General features: G+C 58.9%; 13 protein-coding genes and 1 pseudogene. 4 read left to right on the forward strand and 10 right to left on the reverse strand.

Features of this window, described 5'->3' with window-relative positions; all coding sequences use genetic code 11:
* Positions 1-66 precede the first annotated feature (66 nt).
* Positions 67-387: pseudogene (locus DQ405_RS09140) on the forward strand (DMT family protein).
* Between the two features lie 101 nt (positions 388-488).
* Positions 489-770: a pyrimidine/purine nucleoside phosphorylase gene (gene ppnP / locus DQ405_RS09145; protein WP_168423920.1), complete on the forward strand. Its 282-nt coding sequence runs from the start codon at positions 489-491 to the stop codon at positions 768-770.
* A 210-nt stretch (positions 771-980) separates the two neighbouring features.
* On the opposite strand, the gene DQ405_RS09150 is transcribed toward ppnP, so the two are convergent.
* The 9 genes from DQ405_RS09150 to moaA form a co-directional block, all read right to left on the reverse strand.
* The gene (locus DQ405_RS09150; protein ID WP_168423921.1) at positions 981-1274 is read right to left on the reverse strand and encodes a flagellar protein FliT; all 294 of its coding nucleotides are present in this window, start codon (positions 1272-1274) and stop codon (positions 981-983) included.
* 69 nt (positions 1275-1343) lie between these two features.
* On the reverse strand, positions 1344-1730 hold the full coding sequence (gene fliS / locus DQ405_RS09155) for a flagellar export chaperone FliS (RefSeq protein ID WP_168423922.1): 387 nt from the start codon (positions 1728-1730) through the stop codon (positions 1344-1346).
* A gap of 375 nt (positions 1731-2105) precedes the next feature.
* The gene (fliD, locus tag DQ405_RS09160) at positions 2106-3527 is read right to left on the reverse strand and encodes a flagellar filament capping protein FliD (protein ID WP_168423923.1); all 1422 of its coding nucleotides are present in this window, start codon (positions 3525-3527) and stop codon (positions 2106-2108) included.
* A gap of 56 nt (positions 3528-3583) precedes the next feature.
* Positions 3584-3946, reverse strand: coding sequence for a flagellar protein FlaG (locus DQ405_RS09165; protein ID WP_241729903.1), 363 nt, complete (start codon positions 3944-3946; stop codon positions 3584-3586).
* Between the two features lie 66 nt (positions 3947-4012).
* Positions 4013-5164, reverse strand: coding sequence for a flagellin (locus tag DQ405_RS09170; protein WP_168423924.1), 1152 nt, complete (start codon positions 5162-5164; stop codon positions 4013-4015).
* A gap of 523 nt (positions 5165-5687) precedes the next feature.
* Positions 5688-8054: an NAD-dependent DNA ligase LigA gene (ligA, locus tag DQ405_RS09175; RefSeq protein WP_168423925.1), complete on the reverse strand. Its 2367-nt coding sequence runs from the start codon at positions 8052-8054 to the stop codon at positions 5688-5690.
* A 449-nt stretch (positions 8055-8503) separates the two neighbouring features.
* The gene (gene zipA / locus DQ405_RS09180; protein WP_168423926.1) at positions 8504-9325 is read right to left on the reverse strand and encodes a cell division protein ZipA; all 822 of its coding nucleotides are present in this window, start codon (positions 9323-9325) and stop codon (positions 8504-8506) included.
* A 180-nt stretch (positions 9326-9505) separates the two neighbouring features.
* Positions 9506-12994: a chromosome segregation protein SMC gene (gene smc, locus DQ405_RS09185; RefSeq protein ID WP_168423927.1), complete on the reverse strand. Its 3489-nt coding sequence runs from the start codon at positions 12992-12994 to the stop codon at positions 9506-9508.
* Between the two features lie 485 nt (positions 12995-13479).
* Positions 13480-14475, reverse strand: coding sequence for a GTP 3',8-cyclase MoaA (gene moaA, locus DQ405_RS09190; RefSeq protein ID WP_168423928.1), 996 nt, complete (start codon positions 14473-14475; stop codon positions 13480-13482).
* Between the two features lie 239 nt (positions 14476-14714).
* On the opposite strand from moaA, the gene DQ405_RS09195 reads away from it, so the two are divergent.
* Both DQ405_RS09195 and DQ405_RS09200 read left to right on the forward strand, forming a co-directional pair.
* Positions 14715-15566 carry an ion transporter gene (locus DQ405_RS09195; protein WP_168423929.1) on the forward strand — a complete coding sequence of 284 codons (852 nt, stop codon included), beginning with the start codon at positions 14715-14717 and terminating at the stop codon, positions 15564-15566.
* Between the two features lie 150 nt (positions 15567-15716).
* The gene (locus DQ405_RS09200) at positions 15717-16130 is read left to right on the forward strand and encodes a CopD family protein (protein WP_168423930.1); all 414 of its coding nucleotides are present in this window, start codon (positions 15717-15719) and stop codon (positions 16128-16130) included.
* Positions 16131-16195: 65 nt separating this feature from the next.
* On the opposite strand, the gene DQ405_RS09205 is transcribed toward DQ405_RS09200, so the two are convergent.
* On the reverse strand, positions 16196-16660 hold the full coding sequence (locus DQ405_RS09205; RefSeq protein ID WP_168423931.1) for a DUF2231 domain-containing protein: 465 nt from the start codon (positions 16658-16660) through the stop codon (positions 16196-16198).
* Positions 16661-16743: the final 83 nt, after the last annotated feature.

Raw genomic sequence — 16743 nt, forward strand, 5'->3', positions numbered from 1 at the left:
CATCGGGCCACTTGCGAGACCATGCGATGAACCAATAGGATCCGCCACCGCCCGGAGTAACACCGCGTGCCCATCTGGCTTCAGTCTGCCGCTCTGCTCTGCATCTCTAACCTGTTCATGACCTTCGCTTGGTATGGGCTTCTCAAGACGCTCAATGGCAAGCCCTGACTAATCGCCGCTTTGATCAGCTGGTGCATCGCATTTTCGAGTATCTGATCATGCTGCCAGCCAACCGCATCGGTTACACCGAGCTGTCGATCGGGCAAGATCGCCCTCGCCACATTCGTGCCGTTCAGCGTGCTGTATATGCAGCAGCCATTGAAACTCGACTACCTGTGGGCCGGGCTGTATCTGCTAGGTGCTGTCTATTTTATTTTTCGCTCGTGAGCGCAGAGCCAGCAGCCATATTCGAAACGTCATCGACCTAATGACGCCACCACACCGCTTCGGCATACTGGCCGCCCTTTTCCGCACCTTAGAGATTTCGAATGTTCAAGGTTAACGAGTACTTCGACGGCACCGTCAAATCCATCGCGTTCGACATGGCAGCCGGTCCGGCGACCATTGGCGTCATGGCTCCAGGCGAATATGAGTTCGGTACTAATCAGCTGGAAGTCATGCACGTTGTCGCCGGCAGCCTGGACGTGAAACTGCCGGGAAACGAAAATTACGAAACGTTCGGCGCTGGCACCCAGTTCACCGTGCCGGCGAATAGCAAGTTCCAGCTGAAGGTGGCGGAGGCGACTGCCTACCTCTGTGAGTATCGCTAAGCGGTTTGATACCTGGCAATCCGAACCGTTGTTATGGTGGATGGATAAAGCGTCATCCACCCTACGTTACAACGTCACCCGAAGGGTGGGCTTCAGCCCACCAATCTACCCAGCAACCCCCTCAGCCATGGCTCCGGCGCTTGAGCCGAGAAGCGCTTCCGACCGAGGCGTGCTTAAACGTCCAATTGAGGATGTCACAGTAACTCCGCCTCACCCCAACGGTTTATAGGCTTGGTTAACCTGCTTCGACTGGTTCAATCGAGTCAACTCACCCGCCAAACGCTCTCGTTCCGCGCGGCCGGCTTGCTGAAGTTCAGCATACAAACGCGACAGCTCCGCGAGTTGCTCGCGCAGGCCAGCGTCAAGCGCATCTTCGTCGCGCAAGGTGGCTACGAGGGCGCGGCACTCTTCATCCAGAGCCACGATGGCTTCCCAGTCACCTGCCGCCAACGCATCGCGCAGCTTGCCAGCCAGCGTAGCGAACGACTGTTTTCGTGACTGCATTAGTACCCTCAAAAATTATTCGAATAGTGCGAAAACGTCGAACTGACTATGCCCGCCGGGCCAGTCGACTTATACCTTCGGCGCGATCTGATCCCAGGCCAGCTTGATCTCGCCCAACAGCTTACCTACTTCGTTCAGCTTGTCGATATCGTTATGCCGGCTCGCCTCGAACAGGCGCATCGTCATGTATTCATAGAGCCGGTCGAGATTGTCCGCCAACTCGCCCCCGATACTCTTATCGAGCGCGTCGCGAAGACCGCCGATGATATTGATAGCCTTGCCAACAAGCACACCCTTCTCAGCATAGGCCTCACGTTCCATAGCACCTTTCGCTTGAGCGATGCGATCCAGACCACCTTGCATCAGCATCTGAATCAAGCGGTGCGGATCGGCCTCGGTAACCTGAGCCTTAACACCTACCTGCTGATACTGTTTCATTGCTGCCATAGCGTTCATTTGGATAAGCCCCTTGCCACATCAAGTTTGCATGTACAGCTTATCGGTCGAGGTCGCTCAAGCTTGATAGCAGCTGGATAAATACAGTAAAAAAACGCCTCGGCGGCGGATCGAGATTGATGAAGAGTTTCAATGACTTGCAGATCACCAAATAAGGCGTGGCAGCCCGTGCGCCTTTGGCTGCGTTTCCGAGGCATGCGCACAGAGAACCAGAACGGTAAGCGTCACGCTTGAAGGAGTTCGCTATCGGGCCAGCTTTTGCCGATTGAGATAGGCCTCGCGGCGCTCAACGCGTGGGCTGAGGCCCACCCTACTAGGGGTGTCGTCAAAACGTAGGGTGGGCTTCAGCCCACCACATTGGCCGGCCAAAGCAATTTATCTTTTGGAATTACTCGCCGCCGACGGTAGGTTTTCCAGCGAAGCAATAAGGCTGCTTGACGTGTTGGCCAACTGCCCAACCAGCAGATCCATCGCATTGAACTGCTTGTAGAGCCGGTCCTGCAGTGAGGTGATGCGCCGGGTGAGATCTTCTTTCTGCTTGTCGATACCGGAGATAGTCTCCGTCATCTGCTTGTTGCGCTGTTCGAGAATACCGCCAGTTTCGGTATAGGGCTTGAGCTTGGCATCGAGGCGCGACGCGAGACCTGTGTCGCCAGCAAATAGCCCTGCCAATTCCTCGAAGCCGCTTTCCATCGCGGTGTCGAGCTTATCGGTGTCAACTTTCAGGGTGCCGTCTTTCTGCGTGGTTACCCCAATATCTGTTAGCGCCCGGATGGCACCTGAACCCTGAACATTCACGAGCTCGTTTCGGATAGTACCAAGCAGAGTGCGTGCGGTTGCGTCCCCGACCAGAGCCCCGGTTACCGGCGCCTTGCCATCGCCCACCGAAGTAACGTTAGTCTGTGCATTGATGACGCCGATGAGTTTGTTATACCCGTCGACGAATGATTGAACCTGTTTCTTGACCCCCGCCTCATCCAGCGTGACCCCGACCGTAATTGGCTTTCCTGCATCCGTCAGGCCTTTGAGGTCGAGCGTGACACCCTCGATGGCGGTATCGATTTTATTCGTCGCGCTGCTGATATTGAGGCCATCGATAGTAAGTTCGGCGTTGGCAGCCTTGGTAACGACCCCGGCTGAACCATCAGCGCCAGGGGCAGCCGTCCCACCCGCGAAGGCAAGCTTGGAGAGATCGCCCGTCGAACCGCTGCCTACCGCAACGGTAATATCGTTACCAGCACCCGTTTTCGAGCTGCTGAGCACTAACCGCGAGCCCGACGTATCGGTGACGATGGTTGCACTCAACCCCTTTTCAGCGCCGGCCTTGTTGATCGCATCGCGGATACCAGCCAGCGTGTTATTGCTTTCATCCACAGTGATCGCCGGCAACGACTCATCGCCCACACTGACCGTCAACGTTCCGCTGCCGAGCGTGACAGGAGCCGCGGGATCATCTTTGATTGCTTGAAGCGCCACCTTACTGCCAGCAGCAAGCTGAGTAACATTGATCTGATAGCTGCCGGCGCCAGCAGTCACGCCAGCAGTTACTGAGAGTAGATCAGCATTAGAGGACGTAGCTGCGCGAGCCTGGAACAGCTCCGGCTTGTTCAACCCGCCGAGCGCCGTTTGGAAGTCGCTGATGGCGCTTTTCAATGCACCAACGGCAGTAATTTGGGTGGTGGTCTTCTTTTCGAGGTTCGCGAGCTGCGTCTCCTTGGGCGCACGCTCAGCCGCGACCATGCTGGACACGATACTGTCGATGTCAATACCGGAACCGATGCCTGTTACGCTAGCCATAGCCTTACCTCGTCAAAAAATTGTTAGCCGGAACGCCCGATACAATAATCGTACCGTCACGCTTTGGCTTCAAATAACAAACTACGCATTTCATCCAGCCGCTCGGTAAGGCGAAGGATTTCCTCCGACGGTATCTGCCGAACGATTCTGCCTGATTCGCCATCGATCACACGAACAACCACGTCGCCGGTGGAATCGTCGACACTGAAGCTTAGATCCCGTTGGATACGCTGCATCTGCGACCGAAACTTTTCGACAAGGTCAGCGGTGTTTTCCTGGTCTTTCGCTTCTGCTGGAGATGTCGCTGGGTGAATTTTATCGGACGCAGAAAACCCAGCCCCTTTCAGGAGACTGGGTGTCGATCCAGCTGTCATTTGCGTTTGCGGTGCGGTTCCGCCAGGTATTTTTCCGACGTCCATTGATTCACCTCTCATGAATCAAGGAGGGTAGAGCGCAGCCCTACCCTCATCATTAACGCCTTCTGCTTACTGCAGCAGACTCAGAACAGCCTGCGGTAGCTGCTTGGCCTGGGCAAGGATCGCAGTACCAGCCTGTTGCAGGATCTGGTTTTTGCTCAGATTCGCGGTTTCGGCAGCGAAGTCGGTGTCTTCGATACGACCGCGGGCGGCAGATACGTTCTCGGAGATACTCTGCAAGTTAGCAATTGTATTGTCGAAGCGATTTTGAACGGCACCAAGGTCAGCACGCTGAGAGTCAATGGCTTTAATCGCATCGTCGATCAACAAGATGGATTCTTGCGCTTTCTGAGCCGTGCTGACATCGACATCCGCAACTTTAGTCATGCTCGATGCTGTAGAGGTTACGGCCGTGGCGGCGGCATCTGCAAGTATCGAACTAGCCACGTCGGTAGTCAGTGAGACTTCGTCTTTCGACACAAGAGTCATACCTGTACCTGCAGCATTTTTAAAAGCACCGACCCCGATGTTCGCATCGTTGATTGCGGTGATCGTATCATCAAGGTCAGCCCCTTTGGCCACCACCACATCCTTGTTGCTTGTAGTACCGTCTTCTGCGGTAAATGCAAACGTGTAAGTGATATCCTGGGCCTCAACAGCAGGATTCGCCGGCGTAGCAGCAGCCGCTACAGCGGTGATATTGCTTGTTCCAGTCAGTGAATCAGTGCTCATCTCTCCGATTTTCACGCTAATCATTTCATTAGCGCTACTGCCAACCTGGAATGTGGTTGTGCCAAATGAACCATCTAGAAGCTTACGACCGCCGAAGGTAGTAGTGTTGCTGATACGATCTAGTTCTTTTTTTAGTTGGGTCACCTCAGAATTAAGAGCATCTCGCTCAGACCCGCTGTTCGATCCATTAGCAGATTGCAAGGACAGATCCCGCATACGCTGAAGGATATTGGTGGACTGCTGCAGCGCGCCCTCAGCGGTCTGAGACAGCGAAATTCCATCATTGGCGTTACGAACAGCTACCCCCAAGCCATTTACCTGGCTAGTCAGACGGTTGGCAATCTGCAGACCGGCTGCATCATCTTTAGCGCTGTTGATGCGGCTACCGGTAGACAGGCGCTGCATGGAGGTTGTCAGAGCATTGGATGAAGACTGCAGGTTACGCTGGGTATTGAGCGATGCAATGTTTGTATTGACTGTAAGAGCCATGATGTGCCTCCAAGGGCGCTAGTTACTTTGGTTGCCTGAGCTTGCGACTCCGGGCCGGCTGTTGCCCAGGCACCCATTGAGTTCGCATTCGATTAGCTTATCGGCATCGTTTCGGTGAGCTTTAGGAGGCAATCGAAAATATTTTTGCAAGCCCCGAAAACAACCTGTACGACACCGGCGAATCCGCAAACAAGCGAGCCCGCCTGCAAGGTTTTCGGACGTTGGGTGGAAATCTTTAATGTATGAACCGAAGGCCGCGAGGTGGACGGCAGGCCCATGCGGGAGTGCTTGTTTTAAGAGTGCCTAGAAGCCCTTTTCGCCGCGAGGGCGCGCCTCCCACAGGACCGGAGTCACGCCGCTGCTGTTGTAGGAGGGCTACTCTCGGCGCGAAGCTTTGCTTTGCGCTGGCAGGAAAGTCCATTTCGCCGCGGGGCGCGCCGCCCACGAGAAGCGGGCCGGAGCCGGCCGTGATCTGGGGTAGGTGAATCGCCTTCGGCGATAAGTGGACTAGCTGATGGTCGAGTTAATGCTCAAGTTCAGCGAGCCGCTCCAGGAAGGCATCCTCGTCGTTGACCGCCAAGCCCAGCTCGTTGGCCTTTGCCAGCTTCGATCCAGCTCCTGGTCCAGCTACCACTACGCTGGTCTTGGCTGAAACGGAACCCGAAACCTTTGCCCCTAACGCCTCCAGTCTTGCTTTGGCCTCATCGCGGCTCATGCTTTCCAGCGTGCCAGTGAGTACCCAGGTCTGGCCTGCCAAGGGAAGGCCTTTCGCCGCTTTCCGTTCGCTTTGCCAGTGCATGCCGAATTCGCGCAGCTGGGCCTCGATGGCGCGAGCTCGGTCCGCGTTGGATGACTCGTCGAAATAATCCCGCAGTGCGCGGGCCGCTTTTTCGTTAAGGCGTTCGACCTGACGCAAATCCAACCAGTCGGCTTCAATAATGGCGTCAAGGCTACCGAAGCGATCGGCGAGGCGTTGGGCACCGGTGGTGGCGATGAAGGGAATGTTCAGCTTGTCGAGCAGCTCAGCCAATGTTGCGCAGGCGGCGAACTCGGGATGAACCTCGCCCTCCTCTTGCAGCTGCACGCCACGCTCGCGCAGCCGCTTGATGACGAGTCGATTATGGTCATCCTCGAAGAAGCTATGGATTTCGTGAGCGACCTCCAATCCGATATCAGGCAGGTAAACCAGCACATCTGGCAAAGCCCGGCTAATGCGATCCAGTGAACCTAGCGCACGCGCGAGCAGCTTCGCAGTGCCCTCGCCGACATCAGGAATGCCCAGCGCATAGATGAAGCGCGCCAAGGACGGTGTGCGGCTGGCGTCGATGGATTTGAGCAGGTTGCGGCTGGATACTTCGGCGAAGCCTTCCAATGCCAACACCTGCTCGAAGGTCAGGCAATACAGATCGGCCGGGGAGCTGGCCAATCCGGTATCGACCAATTGCTCGACAATCTTGTCGCCCAAGCCATCGATGTCCATGGCCCGTCGAGAGACGAAATGGATAATCGCCTGTTTGAGTTGTGCCTGGCAGGCCAGGCGGCCCACACAGCGGTAGATTGAGCCCTCGCTGATCGACTCCCTGCCCTTACTGCGTTTGATCAGTTGGGTGCGCTCAACGGCGGAGCCACACACGGGGCATTGCTCGGGTACATGGACCTCACGTGCGCTCTCAGGTCGGCGCTCCGGGATAACGCCAAGAATCTGAGGGATGACGTCACCGGCGCGGCGAACGATAACCGTGTCGCCGATCATCACACCCAGGCGCGCGACCTCATCCATGTTGTGCAGCGTGGCATTCGAGACCGTCACACCGGCAACCTGTACCGGTTTCAGCCGTGCGACTGGAGTAATGGCACCGGTGCGGCCAACCTGAAATTCCACATCGAGCAGTTCGGTGACTTCCTCTCGGGCGGGAAACTTGTGTGCGATGGCCCAGCGCGGCTCACGGGCGCGGAAGCCCAGCTCGCGCTGCTGGGCGGTCGAGTTGACCTTGAACACGACGCCGTCGATTTCGTAAGGCAGCGTGTCGCGCTTTTCGCCAATCGCGTGATAGTAATCGCGGCATTCCTGTACGCCCTTGGCCAGTTTCAGTTCGCGACTGATCGGTAGCCCCCACGTTTTAAGCGCTTCGAGGATTCCGATGTGAGTGCCTGGCAGATCACCGTCGCTGCGGCCGACGCCGTAGGCACAGAGTTCCAGCGGACGGCTGGCGGTGATCTTCGAATCCAGCTGGCGCAGGCTGCCGGCGGCGGCATTGCGCGGGTTGGCGAAGGGCTTGCCGCCCGCCTCCAGCTGACGCGCATTGAGCGCCTCGAAGCCCGCCTTGGGCATGTAGATTTCACCGCGCACTTCCAGTACCGTCGGCCAGCCCGTGCCGTGCAGCTTCAGTGGAATGTTGCGCACGGTGCGTACGTTGGCGCTGATGTCTTCGCCAGTGCTGCCATCCCCGCGGGTAGCACCGCGTACCAGCTGGCCGTTTTCGTAGAGCAGGCTTACGGCAAGACCGTCGAGCTTCGGTTCGCAGCTGTATTCCAACTCAGCGCCATCACCAAAAAGATCACCAACCGGAAGATCCAGCCCTTCACGGGCGCGGCGGTCGAAATCAATCAAGTCCTGTTCTTCAAAGGCGTTGCCCAGACTCAGCATCGGCACTTCATGGCGCACTTGACCGAAAGCCGCCAACGCCGCGCCACCGACGCGCTGCGTGGGCGAGTCCGGCGTGACCAGCTCGGGATGCTCGGACTCAAGGGCCTTGAGCTCGTTAAACAGGCGATCGTACTCGGCGTCCGGGACGCTGGGCTCGTCGAGCACATAGTAGCGATAGTTGTGGGCGTCGATTTCGCTGCGCAGGTCGGCGATACGCTCTGCAGCGGTCTGGGCGGACGTCATGGTATGCAAGGCCATATCAGCAGGCCGGACCGAGCGCGCGTGTCAGCACGCCGGAGTGCCTTAAGTTGATGTTCTGGCCGGGATTTTAGCCTGTTTGAGTGGCATGGGTATCGAGGAGAGGGATGGGAGCCAGTCAGTTCGGCCATCGGGATGAGAGCTTTCGATAGAAACGCGTTGATGAAGGCAAGTTCTGGTGGGCTGAAGCCCACGCTACGAGAAAGAGACGGCCGCTTTTGATTTTGGGTGTGGGGCCGTCCGCATTAGGTGTGGTTGGGCCGTTTGCAACCTCAGGGACTCATATGACCTGGCGAGCCGCGCAGTGTGGCCCGGTGGGCTGAAGCACACTCTACAGATGGGCGTCGGCGCTGTGGCCCCTGCGAAGGCTGGAAGTTTGTAGGACGGGTGCACCCGGTCAGGCACAAAAAACCGCTCCGAAGAGCGGTTTGGGTTTAGCGTCTGGTGGTCATCTGCCGACGTTCGTAATCGACGATGCGCTGGCGATAATGCTCGATGGTTTGTGCGGTCAACACGCTGCGCTGATCATCCTTGAGCTCGCCATTCAGCTCCTGAGAGAGCTTGCGGGCAGCGGCTACCATCACGTCGAAGGCCTGCTTGGGATGACGCGGGCCAGGCAGGCCGAGGAAGAAACTCACGGCCGGGGTGGTGAAGTGGTCAATGTCATCCAGATCGAACGTCCCGGGCTTGACCGCATTGGCCATGGAGAACAGCACTTCGCCGTTGCCCGCCATGCTCTCGTGGCGATGGAAGATATCCATCTCACCGAATCGCAGGCCGCTTTCCAGGATGTTCTGCAGCAGCGCTGGCCCGCGGAAGCCATGGGGATCACGGGAGATCACGTTGATGACCAGCACTTCTTCGACCGGAGGCAGGTCCTGATCAGAGTCGCTCGCTTTGTCGTCATCATCATTGGCCACCGGATCCAGCAATGTCGGCACCGGCGCATCATCGTTGGAGAAACGCAGGTCGCCTTGCTGAGGTTCGCTGGAGCGACGCTTGCTCGGCTCGCGCGCGCTCATCGATGGAAGATCCGCTTCGTCCAGCGATGGCTCGTTGCTGCGGCTCACGACCCGCGGAGGGCCTAGCAGCTCGTTGGAATCGTCTTCATCTGGAAGATTGCTCGCGATATTGCGGTCCAGCTTGAACTTCAACTTGCCCTTGCTGCCTCGCATCCGCCGCCAGCCGTCGAAAAGAATGCCGGCGATGACAATGATGCCGATGACGATCAGCCACTCGCGCAGACCGATATCCATTAATGCTTAAACCCCTGAAATCGATGATAAAGACGCAGATTCACGGCCGCTGAACAGGCTGATCTGCGCATCGTAAAAATTGCGCTCTAAACTAGCACGACGAACGGTAGATGTGCACCGCCCGGCGCGGCTCTTTTATGGGTCTCCGTTTATGCCAGCGTTGCCAGCAACACGCGCAGTTCAAGCCTCCGCGAGCGCAACAGCCTGTTCCACGTCGACCGTTACCAGCCTTGAGCAACCCGGCTCATGCATGGTCACTCCCATCAGCTGGTCGGCCATTTCCATCGCGATCTTGTTGTGTGTGATGTAGATGAATTGCACCTTTTCCGACATCTCCTTGACCAGACGCGCATAGCGGCCAACGTTGGCGTCATCCAGTGGCGCATCCACCTCATCGAGCATGCAGAACGGCGCTGGATTGAGCTGGAAGATCGCAAATACCAACGCCAGTGCGGTCAGTGCCTTCTCTCCACCCGACAGCAAGTGGATGGTGCTGTTCTTCTTGCCCGGCGGACGCGCCATGATCGCCACCCCGGTATCGAGTAAATCTTCACCGGTAAGTTCCAGATAAGCGTTGCCGCCGCCGAAAACCTTCGGAAAAAGCGCCTGCAGACCGCCATTGATCTGGTCAAACGTCTCTTTGAAGCGATTGCGGGTCTCCTTGTCGATCTTGCGGATGACGTTTTCCAGCGTATCCAGCGCCTCTGCGAGATCATCGTTCTGAGCGTCGAGATAGCGCTTGCGCTCCGATTGCTGCTGATACTCATCGATCGCCGCCAGGTTGATCGGCCCAAGACGCTGGATGCGCGCCGCCAGGCGCTCAAGTTCGGCTTCCCATTCAGACTCGCTGGCCCCGGCAGGCAGCGTCGCGAGCACGCCGTGCAGATCGAATCCCTCTTCATGCAGCTGATCCTGCAATGCCTTTCGGCGCACGCTGAGCGCTTGCCACTCCATGCGCTGTTGTTCGAGCTGGCCGCGCAACAGTTGCGCCTGCTGCTCGGCCTGGGTACGACGCTTCTCTGCATCGCGCAGCTCGCGATCGGCATCTTCGAGCGCCAGACGCGCCAATTTGAGCTCGTCTTCGACGCCCATGCGCCGCTCCAGCAACTCTTCGAGCTTCATACGCAACTCTTCGAGTGGCGCCTCGCCCTCCTCCAGATTCAGATTGAGCTGCTCGCGCCGCTCCACCGCTCGCTCGAATTGCTGTTCCAACCGCTCAAGCGCTTGGCGCGTCGAATCATGCTGCGCTTTCAGCGATCCGATTCGCACGGCCAGCTGGTGCGCATGGTCTTTTTGCTGCCGGGCCTCCTGGCGGACGCGATCCAGCTGTTCGCGAATGCCATCACGACTCGCCAACAGCGTTTCGCGCTGTTCGGTATCCAGCGCCATCGCATCGAGCGCATCCTGCAAATGCAGCCGCGCCTCGCCCAGCTGTTCGGTTTCCAGAGCGCGCTGTTCGGATAGTTCGATCAACTCTTCATCCAGACGGCGACGGCGTAGGCTCAGCTGCTCCAATTTGGCCTGGCTGGCCGAGAGTCGAGCGTTCAATTCGCCTTGCTGGCGGGACAGATCCTGATGATGACGGCGTTGCTGTTCACGGCGCTCTTCCTGCTCGCGCTGAACCCCGCGGAGCTGGGCGAGCTGTTCCCCCAGCGAATCAAGGCTCGCTTCATGGTCATCGCGTTCGCCTTGCAGTCGCTCCAGTTCCTGACCGCGCGCGAGTAATCCCGACTCGGCCTCCCCGGCTCGCCGGACCCGAAGAAAATGTCGGCTCACCCAGTAACCGTCACGGCTGATCAGGCTTTCGCCGTCGCCCAGCGAATCACGCCCAGCCAAGGCCAGATTGAGATCATTCACCGGTCGCACCCGACCCAACCAGGGCGAAAGGTCCGCGGCCGACTCCACCTTGTCCAGCAGGCTGCCGTTAATGGCCTTAGCCGCCTGCGCCGGGCTGACGAGACGCAAGTCACCCTGCTCGAAGCCGCTCATGTCGACGTCGTCGAAGCTGTCCAGCTGCACTGCCTGCAAATCCGCGCCCAGTACGGTTTCGACCGCCAGTTCCCAGCCTGGCTCAACGCGCAGCCCGTCAGCCAGGCGCGGCCGCTGATCGAGCCCTCGTTCATGAAGCCATTCCGAAACGCCCTTACCCGGGTCCATCGCAGCCTGCTGCAACGCCTCCAGCGAAGCGATGCGACCGTTCAGTCGCTGCAGCTCGCCCCGTGCGCTCTGCTCGGCCTGGCTGGAATCCTGCAATTGTCCCCGCAGCTGCTCGAGTTGTTGATCGGTCTGCTCCTGGGCAGCAGCTAGTTCTTCGAGGCTCAGTTCGCCGATTGCGAGCTGTTCGCTCATCTCGGCTACTGCGGCATCCTCCGGATCGCCGGCGAGCGAGGCGCGTTCCTCTTCCAGGCGGCGCTGGCGCTCGGCAAGCCGCTCGAGGCTCTGCTCCAGCTGCTGGATACGCGACTGCTGCACCTCGGATGCGCGACGCGGCTCGGCGCTCTGCTGATTGAAGCGCTCCCACTGTTCCTGCCAGCCCTGCATGGCGGATTCGGCTTCTTCAAGTTGCGCCGCGGTTTCCTCGGCTGCCGCACCCGCGATGTCTTGCTCCGGCTCGAGCATCGCCAGCTCCTCACCGAGGGTAGCGAGCAAGGTGCGGTCATGGCCCAGGTGCGATTCGGTTTCCAGGCGTGCCTGTTCGGCCTCGCGCAGGTCATCCTGCAACTGACGCAAGCGCTGCTGGCCGTGCTGGATGCTCTGCTCGACCCGCGCGATGTCGCCGCCGACCGAATAAAAGCGTCCCTGGACCAAATTGAAGCGCTCGGACAGTTCGTGATGACCGTCACGCAGCCGCTCGATACTGGCGTCTGCGTTGCGCTGATCCGCGACCAGCGCCTCGAAGCCGACCTCTTGATCGCCGATTACCTGCTCGCGCTGCCCGACCTGCTCATTCAACGCCTGCCAGCGCAGCGATGACAGTTGCGCCTTCAACTGACGCTCCTCGGCCTTGTACTCCTGATACTTTTCCGCCGACTGGGCTTGGCGGTGCAAACGCTCGAGCTGGCGCTCGAGCTCCTCACGCAAGTCCGTCAGGCGCGCCAGGTTCTCGTGGGTTCGTCGAATGCGATTTTCGGTTTCGCGACGACGCTCCTTGTACTTGGAGATGCCCGCCGCCTCTTCGATGAAATTGCGCAGGTCTTCCGGCTTGGCTTCGATCAGCTTGGAGATCATTCCCTGTTCGATGATCGAGTAGCTACGAGGGCCAAGACCGGTGCCAAGGAAGATGTCGGTGATATCACGGCGACGACACTTCACACCATTGAGGAAATAAGTGTTCTGCGAGTCTCGAGTGACCCGACGGCGGATGGATATCTCGGCAAACGCCGCATATTCACCGGTCAGGGTGCCGTCCGAATTATCGAAGATCAGCTCGATGCTGGCTTGGGTCACCGGTTTGCGCGTGTTGGAGCCGTTGAAGATGACGTCCGTCATCGACTCGCCGCGCAAATTCTTTGCCGAGCTCTCGCCCATCACCCAACGCACGGCGTCGATGATATTGGACTTGCCGCAACCATTCGGCCCAACGACCGCGGCCATGTTGCTTGGGAAGCTGACGGTGGTCGGATCGACGAAAGATTTGAAGCCGGCAAGCTTGATGCTTTTCAGTCGCATGGAGGCCTATCCGTGGCGGTCGGCGTGAGGATGTACAAGCAGGTCGCCGGAGGACATCGAGATTCCTGGCATCAAATGGTTGCTGCGCGAAAACGGCGGAGTTTATCACGCCGTCCTGCAGCCATCGCGGGGACGGATACGCAGTATTTCTAAGCCGTCGTCGAATTTGCATGGACGACAGATGAACCGACACGATATTCGTGTAGGACCCGCTGATCCGCCGGCTATGACGGCAAGGCGCTGTGTATGCGGCGACGGACTCGTGGGCTGAAGCGGAACGCCGCCCGGCCCGCCCTACGGAATCGCCCCCACGCATGCTAAGGGACTGTAAAAACACTGGGTGGGGCTAGGTCGGCATCATACGTAGGGTGGGCTTCAGCCCACCGATGGTCGAGGCACGGTCGCGTGTGTGGCAGCTTCTGGTGGACTGAAGCGGAACGCCGCCCGACCCACCCTACGGGACTGTCCGGCCATCCTACGGCGTTTCAACCCCCGGTCATGCTCATGAAACGCACCACCTGAACCTGCTCATCGGTACGGAACTCATGCTTTTCCGGCTTGAGCTGCAGCGCATCGACCAGCGCCTGACGCAGACGCTCGCTGTCGCCCGGATAGCGACGCATCAATGTTTTGAGATCCAGCGCGCCTTCATGTCCGAGGCAGAGCACCAGCTTGCCTTCGGCGGTGACACGGACGCGGTTGCAGCTTCCGCAGAAATTGTTGCTATGCGGCGAGATGAAGCCGACTTGGGTTTCGCTGCCGGCAACCTGCCAATAGCGCGACGGGCCGCCAGTGACGTGACTGCTGCGTATCAGCTGATGGCCTACCTCGATACGCTCACGCACCTCCTCGCTGGAGCAGAAGGTGATTTCGCGCTCATGGCTGGAGATGTTGCCCAGGGGCATTTCTTCGATGAAGCTGATATCTAGGCCGCGTTCGACAGCGAAGTTCACCAGATCGAGCACTTCGTCATCATTGCGGCCTTTCTGGATCACGCTGTTGAGCTTGATCCGACGGAAACCGGCGTTGCGCGCGGCGTCGATGCCTTCGATGACCTGATCGAGCTTGTCACGGCGGGTAAGTTCGGCGAAACGCTCGCGCTTGAGCGAGTCGAGACTGATATTCAGGCGCTTCACACCCGCATCGCGCAGCACCGGTGCGAGCGTTGGCAGTTGCGAGCCATTGGTGGTGATGGCCAGATCTTCCAGCTCCTCACGCGCGCCCAGGCGGCTCAGCAGACTCGGCAGCCCCTTGCGCACCAGCGGTTCGCCACCCGTCACTCGGATGCGCTTGACGCCCAGACTGATGAACGCGTCAGCCACAGCGTAGAGCTCTTCCAACGTGAGGATCTGTGCACGCGGTGCGAAGACCATGTCTTCACTCATGCAATAGGTGCAGCGAAAATCGCAGCGGTCGGTAACCGACAGTCTGAGGTAGGTGATGCGTCGGCCGAACGGATCGACCAACTGAGAATCTGGCATGTCGCTCTCCAAGGCGTGATGCGCATGTCTAAGACTATGTCGGAACGTGGCGCGAGGCAAAGGTGCGGAGCCGAATGGTCTCTACCGGCGCGTCGCCAATGAGCGGTTGCGACCCTCCGCGTCTGGTCCGAGGCAGGACGATAACTGTCCGGTTTGCTAACCCCGGCCGCAACGAGTTTTGCGACTACGGTTCGAACACTGGGATAATTTCGCTTTTACCGATACCGGAGCTTACGTAGATGGACAACGACGCCCTCCGATCGATGGGCTGGCGCGAGCGCCTGTACGTGATCATCTTCTTTACCAATACGCCGGCGGGAAAACGTTTCGACACCTGGCTGCTGGTCGTCATCTTTGCCAGCCTCGTCGTGGTGATGTTCGATAGTGTGGCAATTTACAGCGAGCGACACGGCGTTGTTCTGGATGGGCTCGAATGGTTATTTACGGGCATTTTCCTGATCGAATACCTGGTGCGCATCTATTGCCACCCTGAGCCCCGTAAATACATCTTCAGTTTCTACGGCGCAATCGATCTGCTCTCGGTGGTTCCGGCGTTCATCGCACTGCTGCTACCCGACGCCGAATACTTGCTGGTGGTACGCGCCATTCGCATGTTGCGTGTGTTCCGTGTGCTAAAGCTGACGCAGTATCTGAGCCAGGCCAACTTCCTGCTGGTCGCACTGCGAGGCAGCAAGCAGAAAATCATCGTTTTCCTGCTCAGCGTGACGACCCTGGTGCTCATTTACGGCACGCTCATGTACGTCATCGAAGGGCCGGAGAACGGCTTCACCAGCATCCCGATGAGCATCTACTGGGCTGTGGTGACCATTACCACCGTCGGCTTCGGCGATATCGTCCCGCATACGCCGCTGGGCAAGGCTGTGGCCACGTTGGTAATGATCACCGGCTATTCGATCATTGCCGTGCCCACCGGCATCTTTACTGCGGAATTGGCGACCGCCATGCGAGCCGATACCTTGCAGCGCCGCTGTCCGACCTGCGAGAAGCTCAGTCACGAGCCCAACGCAGCGTTCTGCAGTCGCTGCGGTAGCCAGCTTTTCAAGCAGGCAGAACACGGGGCTGATAGCTAAGGTCATGCCTCCCGTCCACGCGCGCTGGTCGACGGTCATCGTGCCCGCCTCACCCATTTAGGGGCCGCTCGCCGGCGTCAAAGCATCCGAACCGCCTCGTCCGAGGGTTGTCACAACCTCTGACTTGCTGCGGGCCGGATGGAGACGCGAATGCCCTTGCTCAAACTGCTGCACTTCGCGGGCCTGCTGTGCTGGTGCGGCACTCTTCTGTATCTGCCGGCGCTCATTGCCGCGGGTACCCGACGCACAGATCCGCTTTTTTACCGGGACCATGCCCACCTTACGCGCATGGTGTTCAACCTCGTCGGCACGCCAGCTGCGCTGATCGCGATCGGCTCCGGCACCGCCCTGTTTCTACGAGACGGCATCATGGCCGGGTGGCTGATCGTCAAGCTCAGCACCGTCGCCGGCATGGTGTTGTGTCACGCCCTCTGTGGCGTGCTGGTCCTGCACATCGAGCGCTCGCCTGAGCAGAGCGTGAGCGTTCGCTGCCGCGTTCTCGGCGCAACTATCGCGACATTGATTACGGCAACGCTCTGGCTGGTACTGGCCAAGCCGTTCTGACAACCGCTCGATCAACCCGAATGGCGCACATGACCGAACGACTCAAACCCCATCCGCAGTCCGCATCAGATCTTGTCCAGATCGACCCCAACGGCATGCTCGTATACCAGCCGCCCTCCGAGATAAGCCGCCAGCGAGATCAGGGCGGCCGTGATCGCAGACAAATACAAGGCCCAGAGGTGCATGTTGTCCCCCTCGTTCTGGTAGCGCAGCAACCAGTTGAGCGAAGCCAGCGAGAGCATCATCACTGCCAGTATCGCGTGGCACCAGGCAGTGATCTTCTGGCGGATCTCACGCACGCTGAGCAGATCGATCAGGCCGAAAATGCTCGCCACCCATCCCCCGAGCGCACCAACGCCAGCCAGCCAGAGCCCGGCACGCCACCAGAAATCATCCAGTGTCCAGATATGGGCCAGATCAACCGGCAGCAGGCCGATCAGTGCCGCAACCGGGAAATGGATCAGCATCGGATGCAGGGGATGCCCGGCGATCGCGGCGCGGCTGTGAATGGAATCATGGGAATTGGCCATCCGGCACTCCAGCGGCAGAAAGGGGAACGGGCCACGCGATCACCAGAACGAGCCGGCAGCCTCTTGAAATGGACCACACTGGC

This window comes from Pseudomonas sp. SST3 (genome assembly GCF_003325755.1).

Bases quoted from the DNA above. Each gene is read 5' to 3' on its own strand.
- DQ405_RS09195 (WP_168423929.1), top strand. From the start codon at position 14,715: ATGGACAACGACGCCCTCCGATCGATGGGCTGGCGCGAGCGCCTGTAC.
- zipA (WP_168423926.1), bottom strand. From the start codon at position 9,325: ATGGATATCGGTCTGCGCGAGTGGCTGATCGTCATCGGCATCATTGTC.
- ligA (WP_168423925.1), bottom strand. From the start codon at position 8,054: ATGACGTCCGCCCAGACCGCTGCAGAGCGTATCGCCGACCTGCGCAGC.
- fliS (WP_168423922.1), bottom strand. From the start codon at position 1,730: ATGAACGCTATGGCAGCAATGAAACAGTATCAGCAGGTAGGTGTTAAG.
- DQ405_RS09170 (WP_168423924.1), bottom strand. From the start codon at position 5,164: ATGGCTCTTACAGTCAATACAAACATTGCATCGCTCAATACCCAGCGT.
- ppnP (WP_168423920.1), top strand. From the start codon at position 489: ATGTTCAAGGTTAACGAGTACTTCGACGGCACCGTCAAATCCATCGCG.
- DQ405_RS09205 (WP_168423931.1), bottom strand. From the start codon at position 16,660: ATGGCCAATTCCCATGATTCCATTCACAGCCGCGCCGCGATCGCCGGG.
- fliD (WP_168423923.1), bottom strand. From the start codon at position 3,527: ATGGCTAGCGTAACAGGCATCGGTTCCGGTATTGACATCGACAGTATC.
- smc (WP_168423927.1), bottom strand. From the start codon at position 12,994: ATGCGACTGAAAAGCATCAAGCTTGCCGGCTTCAAATCTTTCGTCGAT.
- DQ405_RS09165 (WP_241729903.1), bottom strand. From the start codon at position 3,946: ATGGACGTCGGAAAAATACCTGGCGGAACCGCACCGCAAACGCAAATG.
- DQ405_RS09200 (WP_168423930.1), top strand. From the start codon at position 15,717: ATGCCCTTGCTCAAACTGCTGCACTTCGCGGGCCTGCTGTGCTGGTGC.
- moaA (WP_168423928.1), bottom strand. From the start codon at position 14,475: ATGCCAGATTCTCAGTTGGTCGATCCGTTCGGCCGACGCATCACCTAC.
- DQ405_RS09150 (WP_168423921.1), bottom strand. From the start codon at position 1,274: ATGCAGTCACGAAAACAGTCGTTCGCTACGCTGGCTGGCAAGCTGCGC.